Origin of the sequence: Streptomyces longhuiensis (assembly GCF_020616555.1) — a bacterium.
In the GTDB taxonomy this organism is placed as follows: domain Bacteria; phylum Actinomycetota; class Actinomycetes; order Streptomycetales; family Streptomycetaceae; genus Streptomyces; species Streptomyces longhuiensis.
Genome location: NZ_CP085174.1, coordinates 108,060 through 124,471 on the forward strand (window position 1 = coordinate 108,060; position 16,412 = coordinate 124,471).

General features: G+C 67.8%; 23 protein-coding genes. 5 read left to right on the forward strand and 18 right to left on the reverse strand.

Going from position 1 to position 16,412, the window contains the following annotated elements:
* Positions 1-118: 118 nt before the first annotated feature.
* The 4 genes from LGI35_RS45490 to LGI35_RS45505 form a co-directional block, all read right to left on the reverse strand.
* Positions 119-349, reverse strand: a complete 231-nt coding sequence (locus tag LGI35_RS45490; protein WP_227300891.1) for a hypothetical protein — start codon at positions 347-349, stop codon at positions 119-121.
* A gap of 268 nt (positions 350-617) precedes the next feature.
* Entirely contained in the window at positions 618-929 is a 312-nt protein-coding gene (locus tag LGI35_RS45495; RefSeq protein ID WP_227300892.1) for a cyclic nucleotide-binding domain-containing protein, read from the reverse strand.
* On the reverse strand, positions 926-1,378 hold the full coding sequence (locus tag LGI35_RS45500; RefSeq protein ID WP_227300893.1) for a MarR family transcriptional regulator: 453 nt from the start codon (positions 1,376-1,378) through the stop codon (positions 926-928). The genes LGI35_RS45495 and LGI35_RS45500 overlap by 4 nt, the downstream gene beginning before the upstream one ends.
* 1,276 nt (positions 1,379-2,654) lie before the next feature.
* Entirely contained in the window at positions 2,655-2,822 is a 168-nt protein-coding gene (locus tag LGI35_RS45505; protein ID WP_227300894.1) for a hypothetical protein, read from the reverse strand.
* Between the two features lie 830 nt (positions 2,823-3,652).
* On the opposite strand from LGI35_RS45505, the gene LGI35_RS45510 reads away from it, so the two are divergent.
* Positions 3,653-4,174, forward strand: a complete 522-nt coding sequence (locus LGI35_RS45510; RefSeq protein ID WP_227300895.1) for a hypothetical protein — start codon at positions 3,653-3,655, stop codon at positions 4,172-4,174.
* Between the two features lie 88 nt (positions 4,175-4,262).
* Positions 4,263-4,763 (forward strand): hypothetical protein, encoded by a 501-nt coding sequence (locus LGI35_RS45515; RefSeq protein ID WP_227300896.1) that lies wholly within the window; start codon positions 4,263-4,265, stop codon positions 4,761-4,763.
* A gap of 120 nt (positions 4,764-4,883) precedes the next feature.
* Here the strand turns inward: LGI35_RS45515 and LGI35_RS45520 are convergent, their stop codons facing one another.
* From LGI35_RS45520 to LGI35_RS45535, 4 genes are all read right to left on the reverse strand, one after another.
* Positions 4,884-5,144: a hypothetical protein gene (locus LGI35_RS45520; RefSeq protein WP_227300897.1), complete on the reverse strand. Its 261-nt coding sequence runs from the start codon at positions 5,142-5,144 to the stop codon at positions 4,884-4,886.
* Positions 5,141-5,446, reverse strand: coding sequence for a DUF6247 family protein (locus LGI35_RS45525; protein WP_227300992.1), 306 nt, complete (start codon positions 5,444-5,446; stop codon positions 5,141-5,143). Before LGI35_RS45525 ends, LGI35_RS45520 begins: the two co-directional genes overlap by 4 nt.
* Before the next feature lie 162 nt (positions 5,447-5,608).
* The gene (locus tag LGI35_RS45530) at positions 5,609-6,145 is read right to left on the reverse strand and encodes a hypothetical protein (RefSeq protein WP_227300898.1); all 537 of its coding nucleotides are present in this window, start codon (positions 6,143-6,145) and stop codon (positions 5,609-5,611) included.
* Positions 6,146-6,147: 2 nt separating this feature from the next.
* A complete protein-coding gene (locus LGI35_RS45535; RefSeq protein ID WP_227300899.1) occupies positions 6,148-6,351 on the reverse strand; it encodes a hypothetical protein in 204 nt (67 codons plus the stop codon).
* Between the two features lie 450 nt (positions 6,352-6,801).
* On the opposite strand from LGI35_RS45535, the gene LGI35_RS45540 reads away from it, so the two are divergent.
* Positions 6,802-7,266 (forward strand): hypothetical protein, encoded by a 465-nt coding sequence (locus LGI35_RS45540; RefSeq protein ID WP_227300900.1) that lies wholly within the window; start codon positions 6,802-6,804, stop codon positions 7,264-7,266.
* A 102-nt stretch (positions 7,267-7,368) separates the two neighbouring features.
* Here the strand turns inward: LGI35_RS45540 and tpg are convergent, their stop codons facing one another.
* The 10 genes from tpg to LGI35_RS45590 all read right to left on the reverse strand — a co-directional run bounded on the left by tpg (position 7,369) and on the right by LGI35_RS45590 (position 15,407).
* Positions 7,369-7,926 (reverse strand): telomere-protecting terminal protein Tpg, encoded by a 558-nt coding sequence (gene tpg / locus LGI35_RS45545; RefSeq protein ID WP_227300901.1) that lies wholly within the window; start codon positions 7,924-7,926, stop codon positions 7,369-7,371.
* A 4-nt stretch (positions 7,927-7,930) separates the two neighbouring features.
* Positions 7,931-10,042 carry a telomere-associated protein Tap gene (gene tap, locus LGI35_RS45550; RefSeq protein WP_227300902.1) on the reverse strand — a complete coding sequence of 704 codons (2,112 nt, stop codon included), beginning with the start codon at positions 10,040-10,042 and terminating at the stop codon, positions 7,931-7,933.
* A gap of 179 nt (positions 10,043-10,221) precedes the next feature.
* Positions 10,222-10,374: a hypothetical protein gene (locus LGI35_RS45555; protein WP_227300903.1), complete on the reverse strand. Its 153-nt coding sequence runs from the start codon at positions 10,372-10,374 to the stop codon at positions 10,222-10,224.
* A 629-nt stretch (positions 10,375-11,003) separates the two neighbouring features.
* On the reverse strand, positions 11,004-11,879 hold the full coding sequence (locus LGI35_RS45560; protein ID WP_227300904.1) for a hypothetical protein: 876 nt from the start codon (positions 11,877-11,879) through the stop codon (positions 11,004-11,006).
* Positions 11,880-11,921: 42 nt separating this feature from the next.
* Positions 11,922-12,368 (reverse strand): hypothetical protein, encoded by a 447-nt coding sequence (locus LGI35_RS45565; RefSeq protein ID WP_227300905.1) that lies wholly within the window; start codon positions 12,366-12,368, stop codon positions 11,922-11,924.
* 36 nt (positions 12,369-12,404) lie between these two features.
* Positions 12,405-13,028: a restriction endonuclease gene (locus LGI35_RS45570; RefSeq protein ID WP_227300906.1), complete on the reverse strand. Its 624-nt coding sequence runs from the start codon at positions 13,026-13,028 to the stop codon at positions 12,405-12,407.
* Positions 13,029-13,192: 164 nt separating this feature from the next.
* Positions 13,193-13,477, reverse strand: a complete 285-nt coding sequence (locus tag LGI35_RS45575) for a hypothetical protein (RefSeq protein WP_227300907.1) — start codon at positions 13,475-13,477, stop codon at positions 13,193-13,195.
* 429 nt (positions 13,478-13,906) lie between these two features.
* Complete coding sequence (locus tag LGI35_RS45580; protein ID WP_227300908.1) at positions 13,907-14,653, reverse strand: hypothetical protein; 747 nt, start codon at positions 14,651-14,653, stop codon at positions 13,907-13,909.
* Complete coding sequence (locus LGI35_RS45585; RefSeq protein ID WP_227300909.1) at positions 14,650-15,225, reverse strand: RNA polymerase sigma factor; 576 nt, start codon at positions 15,223-15,225, stop codon at positions 14,650-14,652. The genes LGI35_RS45580 and LGI35_RS45585 overlap by 4 nt, the downstream gene beginning before the upstream one ends.
* Positions 15,222-15,407 carry a hypothetical protein gene (locus tag LGI35_RS45590; protein ID WP_227300910.1) on the reverse strand — a complete coding sequence of 62 codons (186 nt, stop codon included), beginning with the start codon at positions 15,405-15,407 and terminating at the stop codon, positions 15,222-15,224. Before LGI35_RS45590 ends, LGI35_RS45585 begins: the two co-directional genes overlap by 4 nt.
* 598 nt (positions 15,408-16,005) lie before the next feature.
* Here LGI35_RS45590 and LGI35_RS45595 point away from each other — a divergent pair.
* Positions 16,006-16,149 (forward strand): hypothetical protein, encoded by a 144-nt coding sequence (locus LGI35_RS45595; RefSeq protein ID WP_227300911.1) that lies wholly within the window; start codon positions 16,006-16,008, stop codon positions 16,147-16,149.
* A complete protein-coding gene (locus LGI35_RS45600) occupies positions 16,150-16,362 on the forward strand; it encodes a hypothetical protein (protein ID WP_227300912.1) in 213 nt (70 codons plus the stop codon). It begins immediately after the preceding gene.
* The last annotated feature ends 50 nt before the right edge of the window (positions 16,363-16,412 follow it).

A 16,412-nucleotide genomic window follows, 5' to 3' on the forward strand; every position in this document is an offset into this window, starting at 1 on the left:
ATGGAGTAGGCGAGGTCGTTTCAAGCTCGCCGCCATCGACGCGAGCGCGACGACGCAGCCTGAACCAGGAATTCAACCTTCTCCGGCGACCGGCAAAGGGCTAGCTGCCACCGGCATTTCAGAACATCCCGAACGCACTCATCCCAGTGGCTGAAAGGAAGACGACACCGAGCACCCCAAAGATGCCTCGCATGATGTCGGGCGAGAACCTTGGATCAACCCCGTCGCCAGGCGACCGCTGGGCTATCAGGTCATACACACGCAGCCCAACGCTCCGATAGTCGAGCGCGATAACCGTCGCGCCAGCACCCACGGCGCCTCCCCAGACCAAGCTCAGCCGGTCACCCACGGATCGCTCCTCCCCCAGCGGACTGCCCCATTCGTGATGCCCGGCGCAAGACCAACCGCTCCATCGCCACCCAAGACGGATAGTCTGCCGCCGGCGCACACAGCGCGAAGAGGTACGACAATGGACGGCGTCAGAGAGAGCTGGCCGCTAGCTGGTGTGGGATCGAAGCAATACGCGCCGCTACTCATGTACGTGAGGTCAATGAGTACAGCGCCGGCGAGCAGGAATCATTGACCTCACGTACATGAGCACTGCTTCGTAGGGCCGCTCAGGTTGCCCGCCGGAGCGGGACGACGACGTCTTCTCCGGTGCTCTTCTGGCCAAGCCGGTAGTAACTGATGTGGGCGAGCCGCTCGGTCTCCTCAAGCCAGCCTGCTTCGACGACCTGCCGACGAGTGCGCGAGAACACGGTCGGCGACATCCCGACAAGCTTGGCAAGGTTGGCGCCGGTCTCGATGACGCCGCCAGCGCGGTCGGTGGGATGCATCGCGTAGAGCATGACGACCAGGCGCTGGTTCGCGGTCATGCCGGAGGTGCGGTGAAGAACGTCAAGGAGCTTCTGCTTGTCGTCGTTGTTCACTGGGCCTCCCACCGCGAAGGGGTCATGTTCTGGAATCCGGGAATGTCGGGCGGGTTGCACGACTTGATCGCCTCCCGCTGCTCTACACCGGTTCCGTGAAAGGCAATGTACGGGCTGATCCGGTAGAGCCTGTAGTTGCCGATGCGTCCACGCTCGATCAAGATGCGTCGCTTGAGCAGCTTCCGGTTGATCTTTCCGACGGCATCAGCGGTCATCCCCACCCGCTTGGCAATGTCTGCACCAGTGGCCCGAAGCGGCGCCATACCCTCGGGCGAGACCCCAATCCACCACAGAACCAGGAACTTCTGGCTCGGGGTGAACTCCTTGCTCTCGGTGATCGCTTCGACGCGCGCCTTGTCAACCTGAGTGTGCCCGCCCGAGAAGGCATACGGCGCATAGGGGACTGCTTCGCCGGTGTCTGCGTCGACCAGCCTGCGCGCTGCTCCCAACGGGCCCTCCATCCATGGGCATCGATCTTGCGTGCATGAGGGACGGCCCTGAAGCCGACTTGATGAACCTAACGTACATGAGCCCTGTGTTCATGAACTCCGTTTCCCAGGCATGTCGCTGAGCCTCACATCAATCGCCTCGAGACGCTCGCGGCGCCAGCAACCGCGCCACTCATGGACTTCACGTCAATCTGCTCAGTTCTCAAAATCGTGGTGCCCAGTTCCTGAGGCATGGGTACCACGGTCTCCAGCACTGGCTGTACGGCTCCTAAGAACTGGATGGACGTTGCTGAGAACTGGGTGCCAGATCGTCAGATCGTGATGCGAGATACTGTTTCTGCAGGTCAGGATGCAGATTGCGGCGGCGTCCTCTTTAGCAGTAGGACACGCTGTCTGCTCCGGACTCAGCGCTTTCGCATCGTGCCTTGATTTCTGGCGCGCGATACTGCCGGCAGGTGCTACTGGGCCGCGTAGCTGCCTTGGCCCGTCTCCGCTGGTCGCCAAGGTCCCTCACAACCACGTCGTGCTCAGCCCACGAAAGCACGCCAGCATGCTCCTGCAGTCGACCAAGTAGCCGCCATGTATGTCTCCATCAGCCCGCTCTAGCACCTGCCACGCTTACGGAAGCGCCGGTCCGGGATGTAGTCGCTCGACTACATATCCGCCCCCGCAGGGGCACCGCAAGGCCCGCAGGGGCCGAGGATGCCCCGGCCAGTAGGCGTGCAGAGCCGAACCGTGGCGGCCAGGCCAGATGGGGTCAACTGCACCCGGGAACGCGACCTCGTAGGCACCGGGCAGCACATCGGTGGCAATCACGCTGCGGTTGGCGGGCTCGTGATCGGTCTCCAGGCGCGGCGGGCATCCCTCAAGGCGAGGTAAGCAGTCAGTGCCGCAGCTCCAAGGGGCAGCAGCGGATAGAGAACTGCCGTCCCCCACGACGTAAAACTCGTGTCGATCACCTCAAGGCCCCACGGCGCCCTGGCAGCGGACACCACCTCTCCCGACCTGCCGTCGTAGGACACCTTCACAATGTCCGTGCTCTTGGCACCCACAGGTCGGACAGAGCACTCGACGTAGCCTCCCCCTCGGCCCCCGCCTTCGAAATGGCACTGTGAAAGGCGGACCCGGACTTCGTCACCCGCCAGTCCCAGCCGGACGACACCCAGAGCCACAGACCAGGCGGTTGCCCCCAAAAGCAGCAAGGCGATCACGCTCCAGGCCGCAGCTGCTACACCCCACCCCTTGCGCGTCATCCAGTCAGCATCGCGCATAACCCTTACGAGTTGCGGTAGTTGACCTGATACCAGGCCGCGGCGATCAGTATCCGGGCCAGGTGCTCCTCTTCGGCGTAGGCCCGGTCCATGGTCAGCTCGCGGTTGTCGAGCTGCAGGCCAAGGACCGTTTCCTCCAGGCGCGAGGCGAGTTCCTCGCACACTTCCCGCATCTGCTGGCCCGCGCCGGAGTTGGAGGTGCCGGTGAGCAGGATGCCGGTGCGCGCGACGTCATCGACGGGCTCGGCAGTGGTGAACGCCAGGCGCAGCCGGTAGTCGATCGCGGTGCCGACGTTCCCGGCCTCGGTGCCGACACGGGGCCCGGCAGCAGGATCTGGTCGCTCTGGTCCCGGGCGCGGAAGCTCTTGCGCAATGGGTGGGCACCGGCCGACAGTTCACGGTCCAGGAACCGGCGCAGCGGGGTGCGCGGACAGTGAATTCCGGAGGTCAGGCTCATGAGGTCACCGCCTTGGGCAACGAACGCCGCCGGGGCGCGATGGAGTTGTCACAAGTCGGACGCTAGGCATCGGGACTGACAATCCGTCACCCGCATGGAGTAGCTGCGGGGATGGGCGGGCGCGGGATTCACCCGCACGAGGGGCGGCGTGGCGTTCATCGCGACGCGGGACTCGGCGGTGGGGCGGGGCGGGACCCAGCAGTGTCATGCGGACCCTCACACCCTCACAGGACGGCGCGTCTGCCTGGGGAAACGGGGTGTGAGCCTCACAGCCCTCACAGGCCGGGGCGCGAGCGGGGCGGGGTTACGTGTCCTTGAAGCGGTCGTCGGTGGCCATCGGCTGCTCGATCTCCCGGGCCGTCCTCATCAGTTCGAGGGCCTCGCGGCGCAGGTCGCTGGAGCGCTCCCGCAGCTGCCGGACGCGCCGGCGTTGCTGCTGCCCTCCGAGCAGCCGTCTGGCCGGAACACGGCGGGCCGCACCGGATGCGAGCCAGCGGTTCGTGCGAGTACTGCCGCCGCAGTCCGCCGACTCACTACGGTCAGCACATGACCAGTGAAGGTGTAGTCGTGGACGAAGTAGTCCGTGCGGCATGGGACTCGTACCGGATCTTAGAAAAGCGCACGTCCAGGAAGGAACGTCAGCAGGCGCAGCAGCGTGTCCAGGCCGCGATGGACACCTACGGCCGGGAGGAAGTGTCCCGGGGCGCGGTCTTCCTGGTGGGAGTGCTGACCGCGCACATCATCGGCCAGCAGGACGGCGCAGAGGAGGACCGCCTCGATCCGCTCAGCGATCTGATTCCGGCCGTGATCCGCAAGCTCCCCGGCTTCGAACTGGCCGACCCCGCCCAGGTACCGATGGTCACCGGCGTCCTCATGGCCGCGGCCATGAGCATGGACACGGTGGCCTGGCGCGACCAGTTCGGGACGATCCCGCCGCCGGAGGCCCTGGTACACAACTTCGTGCTCTGGCTGCTCGCCGACCTCTTCGACAGCCTGGTCGAACAGCCCGGCGCCACCGACCAGCTCATGCGGGAGACCTTCAACTCCATGGCTGCCGACGCCGGTTGATAGGACCCGGCGGAGCGCCTTGCCACACTCAAACTCGCCCAGGCGGCCGTGAGGCCCGACGCCCACGACGGCTTCTAGGAGAAGTGCGATGTCCAAGAAGACTGGCACCGAGAACCCGTACGGCTACGACCCGGAGACCAGCACCATCCGGGTCGGGAAGCACGACCTGGAGCGGCTGCTGCTGACGTTCCGCTCGCTGGTCCGCAAGCAGGAGCCTGGCGACTGGGACCACATGAGGGACTACGACCTGTCCTTCGAACGACTGGCAGATGCCGTCGACGCTGCTGATCAGGCCCGGCAGGGTTGTTCCCGCTGGGAGGGCCCTGACCTCCGGCTGCGCTGCACCACCACTGAGCCCGTCTACAACTGGCCGGACGGCGCTCCCTACGACGGCGGGACGCCGGTTACATGGAACGTTCCGGGCTACGGCTCCCATGCCACCGCCGATGACTCCAGAAGCCTGCCTAAATCGCTGTGCGGCTTCACCTGGTCGACGGAGGAAGGCCGACGCGTGAGCGGCTTGCCGGACTGCCGCGAATGCCTCCGCGAGGTCCAGCTCGGTGCCGAACGGCCCCGCGGCAGCTGGTAAGCCGCTTGTCAGTCATTGTCGCCCGGGTGGCAACCGGTGGATACGGCGGTGGCTACGATGCGGAACGCCCCGACCCCGGCAGTTGCGATGCCGGGGTCGGGGCGTTGTTGTCGCGGCTGGCTATCCGAGCCAGGTGATGGTCAGGACGGACAGGCGGCGCAGCGGCCGGTTGATCCAGTAGGTGAGGGACAGCTGGCCGACGGAGGCGTAGCGCACGTCCTCGCCGTCAGCGTCGGCGTTCCACTGGCGGAAGCCCCAGGGGTCGGCCGCGGCGGCGTCCAGGACGTCCCAGACGGTGTCTTCGGCGTGCTCGGGCAGGGTGTCGAGAACCTTGGCGGCCGGGGCGGAGAAGCGGACCGCGTACGGCTGCTGTCCGGTCACCGTCGCCTTCCCCTCAGCTCCGCCATGTCGATGAACTCGCTGTCGTCGTAGCCGGAGGCGACGAACGCGTCGACCGCCGGGGCGGCCGCGATGCGGCCCTGCCAGTCCTGGACGACCTCATACAGCGCGGCGAGGGAGAAGGTGCGGCGCGACTCCTCCAGCGCACTCGCCCACTCCTGCTCGAAGGCCGGCACCCAGGTGTCGGCGCGCCGGTCGGCGCGCAGCTGGGCGAGGAGTTCGGCCGGCGCCCCGGGGGCGAGGGCGTAGGTGGTGACGGGTGCGTGGTCGGGCTGCGCGCTCATCTGGTCCTCCCGGCGGGTCGTCACTTCACGGTACGCGCGCCAGGCGGTGGTGGATGCGGGCATGGGCAGATCCCTTCTGCCGGGTCAGGGAACGGGCGAGAGCTCGGGCGTCTGGCTGGATGACTGCTTGAGGAACTGGCCGTACGCGGTCTCCGCGAACCATCAGGCCGCGGAGGTGGGGGTGTGCCGCCGTATCGGCCTCCACGGGCGCGGCTCCACGAGCGTCTCCAGCTCTCCGTTGTCGTGCTGGAGGTACACGCCGACCCCGTAGAACCCGAAATCCAGCAGCGTCTCGGGATTCAGCAGGCGGTTCAGGGGCCTGGTGATGATCACCCGACGGGCGCAGAACGGTGCGAACTGCGCTGCCGCGTCCAGCTCCATCTTGGAGGGGCTCGTGGCCCGCACCGTGGCCACCGTCACCCGGCCGGGCCAGGTGACATGCCGGGTGACGTTCTGGCCGTCGATCGTGCAGATCCCGGCCGGGGCCCGCGTCACGTACGCGCGCTGGTGGTCGGTGAGGTCCGCGACGGGGAGGGGGAGGCCGTGCGGGAGCGCCATCAGGACGTCCAGGCCGCCGAAGCCGTGGCCGGTGGCGACGCCCAGGCCGGCGGCACGACGGCGCTCGTGCTCGGCATCATCGATGTCGATCTGCAGCTCGGCCTTCCCGAACCCGGCGGAAGCGGGAACGGTGACTATCACCCCTAGCTCCGCTGCTGGAGCAGGGCGCGGGCGATGGCTTGGGCATGCTCGCGCAGCGGGTGGTCCTGCTTGTCCCAGTTGGCCGCCACGTAGTTGAGGAGTTCGGCCGTAACCCGCTCTGAGTCGCTCGGGTCGCTGGCGAGCAGCCGGTCGGGGACGAAGGCGACGTCGATGGCCGGGGTGGACAGGTCTTCCTGGGCGATCACGCCGCCGTCGCGAGGTCAGCGTGTAGTTGATGCCGTCCTCGGTGGTGAACCACACCGTGTCGCCGCCAGCGTCGGCGTCCGCAGTGGCGAAGTGCGGGCTGCGGCGCAGCGCGACGGCGATGCGGACCAGGTCGTGGTCGGCGTCGAACAGCGGGCTCTTGCTGTGGTCGATGGGCGTGAGCCGAAGAACGGAAGTTGTCGCCAGGGGAGCCAGAAGAACCGGTGTACAGGACCGGTCGAAGCGGCCTGGTTGTCGCCAGCGAAGCACGCGGCTTGTCTCACATGCTCACTCGGCAGCCCTTCTGTCACCACAAGCGAAGATCGACAGCCTCTGGCTCCCCGAGGCGGTTCCATGCGGCGACACTTCACCACAACCGCGTCCTGTTCCTGCGCGTCCTATTACTGAGCGCCGACAGGAGTCGGCTACCCCGGGGGATCAGGACGCGAGTCATGCAGAAGTACGCGATCGGCCAGCACATCCCACCGTTCTTTTGGCTCCCGCGTGGTGCGAGGCGACAGCCACCCACGTCCGTCCGGCGACTGGTGGGGTTCTGGCTGTTCGTGCTTGCCTTCGGGGCCGGGCTCACCGCGCTCGACTGGGACGATGATTTCGGCGGCAGCCACCTCATGGCGCTGCTGCTCCTCTTTCATATCGTCGACGACATCAGCGACGGGGTACGGCACCGCTGGCCGGCCGCACTGGCCGCGGTAGCAGTCTTGTGGGGCGCCACCCGGCTCACCAGCGCCGTCCTGCCCGGCTCCCTCGACGACGCTTGGGCGCAGAGTGCCGCCGCCGCTGTCGGTGTCACGCTCGGGCTGGCAGTGAGCGCCGCGATCACACGGCTTCCGGAGCGCCGACTACATCGGCCCGCTGGGGGACACGACTCCGGGGTCGGCGGACAAGACTCTCGGTAAAGGACATGGCCGCCGACCCCGGTGACAACACACCTGCCTTTGTGACACCTATCGCGCTTCAGCTCAGGGCGGTAATTTAGCGGGCACGCTTTTCGCTCCAGGTTAGTAGTCCAGATCCAAATAGTCGATGTCGTTGATTTCCACGTCCGACAGTCCCATAGCGCGCCCGCCGCCGTCCTGGAAATACACTTTCTTAAATCCTTCGGCGATGATTCCGCGCATCTGCTGGTCGCTGGCCCCTGCTTCGCGGGCGTCGAACAGGCGCTGCGCGTACGCCGGGGGAAGGTGCACGGTGAGTCGCCGGAACCGGCCGTCGTCGGTCGTGCCGACGGGCGCGGTGTACCCGAACCGGGCCCTCGTCTCCACCGTGACCCCGCCAGTAGCGGCGGCCTGCTTGCGCCGGCGCTTGCGCACCTGCGGCTGCCAGCGTGACCGTACGGCCTCGTCGATCTTCGCAGCGATGTCCTTCGGCGGGTGCTTGCGTTCGCCCTTGCGGTAGCGCTCCACCGACCGCTGGCTCACCCCGAGTTCCGCTGCGACGGCTCTCGTCGTCTTGAGCTGCTTCATCAGGAAGTTGATGCGGCCCTGGAGGGTCTTGGGCGGCTCCTTGGTGAACGCTTCCCGGTCGGCGCGCGTGATCGCGTCCTCGATCTCCCCCACGGCTCTACTCCCCTTCGTCCAGGACGGCGTCGCCGCCCTTGATGTGGCGGGCTGGGTTGAAGCCCTTCTCCATCAGGTCGACCGCCCACAGCATCGACTGGACGCCTTCCAGCTTCGCCAGGCCCGGTGTGGGCCCGAGGCGGAAGGCGCCGGGCTGTGGCTTGCCGGACGCGGCGTACGGGAGGAAGTCGAGCGGGCTCTCCCCCGGCGAGGGGTACACGACGCAGTCGGACAGCACGGCGAGTGGGAACAGCCCGGTCATCTTCGCCATGTTGTTGAGCTTGCGGTGCATGTTGACCCGGGCCTTGGAGATGACGGCGGCGCGGATGTCGGGGCGCCAGGTCGGGCGCTGAAGGGCCGGCCACCGCCCGCCCTCCTTGTAGTGGCGACCCTGCGGGCGCTCACGGAGCTTGCCGACGCCGCCCTTAACCGTCGCCTTGATCGCGGAGAGCACGGCGGCCAGGGCAGGGTCGACCTGCTTGTGCTGCTCCATCGCGGCGAGGAACTGGCGGTCGTCCAGGTCCCGGGTGACGCCGAGGTCGGCGAGGGTGTCGACGTATGCCGTCTTGAGGCGGTCGTGCCACGGGTCCAGGTACGCGCCGGTCTCGCGGCGCAGGTACGCCTCGATCGGGTGGACGTCGTGCCCGAGCTCCTGGGCGTAGGCGAGGGTGTGCGTCTGGTACCAGGCAGGTCCCGTCGGCCGGGTGCCTTCCGGGGTGAACGGGCTGGGCAGACGCGGGTCCAACTCGATGTGGGACAGGTCGACCAGCCAGCTCCCGGGGATCTTCGGGTTGAACTTCGGGGCGTTGAAGTGATCAGGCGCGCTCAGGCCGACGACCAGGCGGGCCGCCGCGGCGAGGAACGCCGTGTTGAGGTCCAGGCCGACCGCGAAGGGCAGCGTGCACTCCTCATCGCTGAGCGAGTCCACCGACCGCACCCACTGGTACGCCTCTTCATTGAGGAACCCGCCGGTCCAGCCGGAGTTCACGACGACAGGGTGCTCCGGGGTGGCCTCCGGCGGCGCCGGGTCCATCGGCTCTGTCCCCAGCGAGCCCGCGTTGTAGCCGGATACCCAGTTCCCGGTCTGCGGGTCCTGCACAGCCTTTGTCGGCGGGCGCAGCGCGGTCATTAGCTCCAGGCCGGAGACGGCGGTGGAGCCGCGCGGGGTGATGACCCGCTGGGCGTAGACGCCGAGGACGCGGGCGACGTCGGCCGGCTCCATCTCGCAGACGCCGGGCCAGGACCGCTCATCGAGGGCGTCCCACGACAGGACCGCGAGTTGCACGCACTGCCGCTCGCGCCCCTGGGCCTTGCGGTAAATGCGGGCCCACGGGCCGAACCCGCGCTGCGTGAGCTGCCACTTCGCCTTCGCCACCTGCTTGACCACCGGGTGGTCCTCCGGGAGGCGGAGGGAGCGGCGCTGCTCGTGGCCCTCCAGGCGCTCCGGCAGTCCGAGCTTCACGGCGGCCGCGGCGGTGAGCACGATCAGTGGGTCGCTGTCCTTGCCGTACCGGTTGAGCTTCGCGGCACCAAGGCCGGACTCGCGCAGCGTCCACTCCACCAGCTCCGGGATGGTGGTCGCCGGGCAGTCGAGCACGATGCCGTCCACGCCGTACGCGGATCCGTCGCCGTCCAGTACGGCGAGCGGGCCATGCAGGAACCGCGGGTCACTCGCGGGCTTGGCCGCCTTCTTCGTCGCCGGGCGGCGCGACTTCTCGGCCGGACGGGCGGGACGCTCGGGCGCGGCCTGGACGACCGGGGCCTGAACCGGTACTGCGGTCTTCGGCTCGGTGGCCTCGGGCGCGGCCGGGCCGGTGAACGCCTGCGGCACCTGCGGGGCGGGGACTGGGGTGAAGGGTGCGGCATGGGCGGGGAACTTCGCCGCCCATCCGTTCAGTAGTCGCTGGTACGCCTCTAGGCGCGGCGACTTCGGCTCCGAGCGGCCGTTCTCGTAGTTCTTCACCGTCTGCGTCGTGGTCTTCAGCGCGGTCGCGAGGCGGGCCTGGGTGATGCCGGCGGCCTCTCGCAGCCGGGCGCGCTCCGCCGGGGGCGGGAGCTGCGGCTCCTCTTCCAGCAGTGCGTCGATGTTCGCGAACAGCTCTTCCTCGGATGCCATGTGTCTCTACCTCCACCCCGAACACTAGCAGCCTTTACCCTTGCTTTTAACCCATTTCTTTAACCCGATCGGATTGATTCGTTGGTGGAGGGTGGACATGCGTGCTCTACCGGTGGATGTCCTGTGCCACTGAACCTTGACCGCGTGCCATCGAAGTTTGAGCGCCCCCGGAAAGCAGGTCAGCGCTGCCTCATCAACAGATGCATCAGCGTCACCACACCGACGCCCACCATGAGGGCAGTGCCGAACGAGGGGTGCTCGAAGGCGACGTACACGGTGCCGCATCCGACGAGTGCGAGTAGTACCGTCCGCTGATCCAGCTGTCCGTTCATCAGTGGCCCTCCTATGTCTGTGCTGCGCGCCGCGGCACCTGCCAGCACAGGTCGGAACCCACCCCGGGGCGATGAAGAAGCCGCTGCCCCAACTGATCGCGCACCATGGTTCACCGAAGCCAAGGGGGTGCCTCAGCTTCCCCACGCCCCCTCGGAGCGTGCCGAGCCTTGACCATGAGGCGATCTGCGCTGGTCGGGATCGCCAGACAGGCAGTGCGCAGGGTCGCCCAAGACGGCTTCGGGCCGACTAGGCGGCCGCCTCCACGTGGAGTGACCTGGCCTCCGACGCGGCCTCCCTCGCCAAGCTGTTCGGCGCCCCCCCCCGTGCCGGAGCCCACCCGGAAGCGCACCGACGAGGACCGGCTGGACGAAGAAGCGCCGCAGCGGGCGCGATCACCGGCTGGGAAGATGCTGACGGCGCTGCAGAATTCACCGAAGGGACGTCAAACGGAACGGGCAGCCGCGCGACCACGACTCGATTCGACAGCCCCTAATCAGCCGAGGGGCGAAATCGCTTGCTGCACAAGGCTATTGATGGGATCCCGGTGCTCGCTGCCCAAAGAGGCCCTGGAGACGGCTAAGAGGTACCCGTGCGGCTGACGCGGTCTGGCGACGCCTCGGGATCCTCTCTAGGTGTGCTGCCCGGGCACGGCCGCGTGGTGTGTGGCCGAGCCGTGGTCGCCGATGGAGAACGTGGACGAGTCGACCCTGTTGATGTGGACGCCCGGCTTCGGCTCGGGCCGGGTGAGGAAGTCCCGCAGGGCACGTCCGGCCGGTGCCAGATGCGGGACGATGCTGAGCAGGAGGGCCGTGCCGAGGACCACGGCGATGATTCGTCCGAGGTCGCCGAGGAGCGCGGCCAGTGGGGGCGCGGAGAACAGCAGAAAAGTCAGGGCGAAGAGAGTCGGGACATGCTCCTGGTCGGCTTGGCGTCGGGCGGCCGCACGCTCGTGGAACTCGACATCGCCTTCATCGTTGTGGGCGACGACCCGCCAGTTGCCGAGGTCACGCACTGACACGGAGAGCCGGAGCGAGACGGCTTGTCCGCGCTCGAGGTGCCCGATGGCGAACACGGCCTCGCCCGGGCCTTGTTCACGGTCCTGGCACCTGACCACGCCCATCTCGCGCTCGGGTCCCGAGGTGATAGCGGCTTCGACGAGCTGCCCGACGGGGAAGTCGAAGCGCAGATACTGGTCCTTGACCACGCGGTTGCCGGTGTTCTCCACGCGGAAGTCAACCGAGCTCAGGCCCGCGATCGGGTGGCCGTTGAAGTTCAACTGCAGCTGTCGGCGCAGGTTTTCGTCCGTGGACAGCATGGCGTTGTGGATCTCGGCGTCCCACGAGAGCCGCTTGGTCGGCTCGCGCCGCAGCTTGAACCGCTCGACGGCGATCGTGCCGAGGACACCGCCGATGATGCCGACGAAGGCGACGACGAGGTTCTGCTGAAACTCGCTCAGCTCGACGGCTGCCGCCACGACCACGATGGACACCGGCTCCATGGACATGTGGAAATCCCCCGTCTCTCCTGTCCCGCACGCGGACGATGGTCACTTTAACCAGCGCACCGTTGCCCCGTCTGCCGGTGGCCAACGGTGGCCTGTGGCTGCGCGTAACACGGTGAGATCCTCGCTCGCTCTCACCCTGAAGAGACTGTGCGTGACCCGGCAGACCATGCTGCCGGCGGTGGCGGTGGCGGTGGCGGTGGCTGCGGTTGCGCGGCTCATGCGCTGGGCGCCGGTGGGGGTGCTGCTGCGGGAGTAGTCGAGTACCGCGCCGCAGGCCATCAAGGGCGGGTCATCGGGATCGGCTGGGGCGCCAGGCCAGTCGGGCAAAGCCTGGGCGTGCTCAATGCACAGGAACAGCAGCCAGGCCGGCGCTCCGCTCGGCTGTGTAGCCGGGCCTTGGCACACGAGGGTCGATGTCGATTTGCAGGTCAACGGGGTGCGCAGCGAGGTGAGGTTCCGGGCTCCGCAGAGATGGGTGATCGTCGGCACGAGGCCTCCTTGGGCGTCTAGGGCCTGTATCAGCGCTCAGGCGGAAGCATGTCGCGTCGTGCCGTTGCCACGCCCGTTGAGCGGGATCAGCGTCTCCAGAGGGGCGCCCTTGACCCACGCCCCCAGCAGGTCCCGGTGTACAGCAACGATGTTCTGCCGCAGTGCCAGGCCCTGCGCGTCCCTGGTGAACGCGCGGCAGGTGGTGACAAACAGGGCCACATCCGCGCCGTGTTCGGGGCGGGCGGTGCCGACGAACTTCTGCATGTCGTGCGAGGACACGCTGCGCTGCGGCGCGTACTTCTTGCACTGGATCACCAGTTTGCGGCCATCGGCGAGGTAGCCGACGACATCGGCGCCCAGGTCACCGCTCTTCCCGCTGACAACGACTCCTGAGCATCCGTCCCGCCGGCACAGATCGGCGACGTAGCGCTCGAAGTCCTGCCACGAGAGTGCGTCGACCTCCGTCATCGACAACTCCCGTGCCTTCGCCTCCTCCTGCGCGCGCCACTGCTGGTCCTCGCCGACCGCACGGCGATGCGCCTGCCACAGTCCCCAGCCGGCGCCGCCCACCACAGCCACTGCCAGCCCCAGCAGGAGGACAGGCCACACACTCGCCCAGTTCCCGGCCACCCACACCGCGACCACCACCGCGGCCGCCATGCCCCACAGCTGAATCTGCCTACGTGTCCGCTTCCGTAAGCGTCGGCGCCGTCGTCGTGCTGCCATCACTCCCCCATCTCCCCGCTCCTGTGATCCGCAGTGTGAAAGCCCTGCGCAGGCCCGGCAAGAGGGCCTACCCTGCCGCGCCAACTGGGTCGCAGTAGTCACCGCCGGTCGAACGGGATCGGGTACGAGACCGTCGGCCGCGGCGCCGGCTTCGGGTTCTCCCAGCCCGGAAAGCGCACCGGATACACCGCCGTCGACATCGGCCGCGGCCTGCTCCCGCTACCGCTGTCCTGAGCCGCCGTGCCAGACCCGCTGCCGCTGTAGCCCGCGACCGCGAGTCCCAGCAGAGCCAGAATCGCCAGATCACGCCGCGCCCTTGGCGCCCACCGGAAGTACCGCCGCACCTTCCTGCCGCCGCGCACGTGCTCTTCCACCCAGGGCATCTCCGCCTCCTTGAGCCATCAGCCGTGTCAGTTGTCTGCTTCTGACGAGGTCACCACCCAGCACTGACAAAGAGTCAGGAAGTCAGTCGCGGCAGCGACACAATCCAGACGCAAGCTGGCCCTTTGCGCTCCCACGCGACATCCGCGGCCTGCCGATCCCTCTGTCGGGCCGAGCGGTTCAAGCCGTTTCTCGAGGTGATGCCGAAGGTGGTGATGCCGGTCAGAGGTAGTGCTGCACCCAGTAGGCGAGCAGGCCGGTGACGGCGGTTCCAGCCCCGTAGGCCAGTCCCCGCACGAGGTGGGCCAGCACGACGCGGATAGCGCGGCGCCGGGCCGCGGGGCTGGTGACGGTTCGGAGGGGGCGATCGACTCGGACATGAGGGCTCCTCAGGCTGGTTCGGCTCTAGTTGAAGGCTGTGCTGAAGGGACTCACATCTCGATCAGACGGGGGTTGTCGATGAAGGTGCGCAGGACCTGGGGCCAGGGGTAGTTGGTGGCCAGGTCTGCGGCGATCTGTTCGCGGGGGCGTTCGCTGTCCTGGATGAGATGGGGCAGATGGCGGCGGCTTCGGTAGCCGAGTAGTCGTGAGTACCAGCGCCACACTCTGGCCTTTTGGAGGCTGGTGTTGTTGATGGCGTAGTGGGTGGCCAGCAGGTGTGCGGCGAGCGGGTCGTCGGCGCCGGCGGCGAACCCCCACCAGAAGACGGCACTGTGGCGTCGGCCGAGGAGGTAGAGCATGCAGGCGAAGGTGCGGGCGCCGTCGCTTTCGTAGAGTTCGAAGTGTTCCTCGTCCGCGGTGCACAGCACGGTTTCGCAGACCTTCAGCAGGTAGGCGCGGGTCACTCGGGGATCTGAGAGAGGGTTGCGGCGTACGACCGGGGTGGGGCGCCGTCGTCGGGTGCGCCTGCTGCGGGGGCGGACCATGTCGTGTCGGGCGGTGGATGGCTCACGGGCCCGGTCGCCGTCGGCGGGAGCGGCGGCGCGACGCACGCGCGGGGGCAGGGCGGCCTGGTCGGCGATGCCGTGGGCCAGGCGTCGCATGAAGTCGTCGGTGTCGTGGGTGAACACCATGTCGTCGACGGCGCGGGCCTCGGCGCGCAGCATCTCTTCGACGTCTGTCTCGTCGCGCGCATCTGCTGTGGGACCGGGCGCGTCCAGGGGGTGGTGGCTGGTCATCGGTCTCCTTCTTTCCTGGTCGGCCGGAGCAGGCGGCGCAGGTGCTGGCGCCCTTTGCTGAGGTTGGTGCGCACTGCGGAAGGGGTGCTGCCGGTGCGCTCGGCGATCTCCGAGGGCGTCAGGTCCTCGAGGTAGTGCAGCCGGATGCAGCGCGCCTGGGTCGGGGCGGTGCGCTCGAGGGTGGCCATGGCCTGGTCGAGTTCCTCGTAGCCGCGCAGTTTGAGGAGCTCGTCGACGGTGCCGCCGTCCGAGATGAAGGGCTGCACGTCGTCGGCGAGGATCTCCCGGCCGGCGTGACGGGCCTGGTGGCGGTAGTGGTCGACCCAGTAGTCGTGCACGATCTTGCGGACCAGACCCAGCGCGTCGGCGCTCGCCTCGATGTAGGCCCACCTCTGGTAGATGCGTATGGCGGCGGTCATGAGGATCTCGTCGGCATCGAAGAGGTTGCGGGTGCGCGCCACGAGGTAGCGCAGCAGGGTGTCCTTGTGCTGCCGGAAGAACCGGTCGAAGGAGGCGTCGTGCGTGGGCTGCGCGACGGGTCCCTCCTGGTCGTACGCGTCCGCTTCGCTCACCATTCCCCCTCGGCCCGAAGGGATCCGGCGCCGACGCAGTGGTGCGCGCGGCGGCAGGCCGGCAGGCGGGCGGGGCCGCCGCACCGGAGGGCATGGCGCGTCGTTGCGCCGATGCCGGTCGCTGCACGGTAGGAGCGCGGGGTGCGGTAGTCGTCCCGGCGCCCGAGGCGGTTCGGCCTCACGGGGGTCTCCTTGGGTGAAGCGCAGGGTCCGCTCATTACGGATGCGCCTGCGAACGCGTCTTCGCGTTGTGCCAATAGAACCGATCGCGAGGAGCCCAGAGTTAACCGATTGGCGAAGCAAAATTCGGAAGGTGATCATCAACTCAGTTACACAGTGTGTGACCTGCGGCTCACGCTCCGCGCAAATTCCTGGTGTGAGACATGCCACGCCGAGGACACGCCAACTCCCTTTGTTCCGCCGCCGATTCGCCACCCCGCGCCGGGGCACAACCCCCCTGACAAGCCACGGCAGGCAGTTCAGCCAGCCGCGGCGGCGAAATCAGCCACCGCGCACCACGCCTGATGCATGTATCTGAGGCGTGCATGCGCCCGCACCTGCTGAGCCGAGCCTTCACCAGACATGTTGCGCTCAGTAATGACAGAATTTGATCGAAAACATTCGCGATCCTGAAGTCTGCATCCCGTGCCGGGGGGTTTGCTGATTCAACGACGGGGCGTGGGCGGCGCCGACCGCAGCTCCGGTGCCCCACGCCGGATCAGCACCCCGGCCACCGTGCGAAGAGCCTCGTTGTCAGTGCCGCCGGTTACGGTCAGCACCATGACTTCGTCCTCCCGTAAGGCCTCACCCCGGTGGCTGCTGGAGGCCACCTGCCGTGCCACACACGACAACGGATCCGCCTGGCACGCACAGCTCGAACTCCTGCGCTTCGTCGGCTTCTTCGACCCGTCCCGAGACGTGTAGGTGGTGCGCATCGGCGCCCTCAACGCCGACGCACTGACCGCGCTGAACACCCTGTACGAGGCCGCGTCCCGCTACCGCACCCAGATCAGCTTCACTCCCGTCGCAGCCCCTCCCGGCTGGCAGGCTCCCACCTTCGAAGACGGCGAACTGGCCCAACTCGTAGCAGCTGCCACCGACCAGGGGCGCCGCCTGGGCCAGTTGCCCGCCGCCTGATCCGGTCATGCCGCAGAGGTCCAAGGTCGAGCTGTACGCGGCTATCCGAC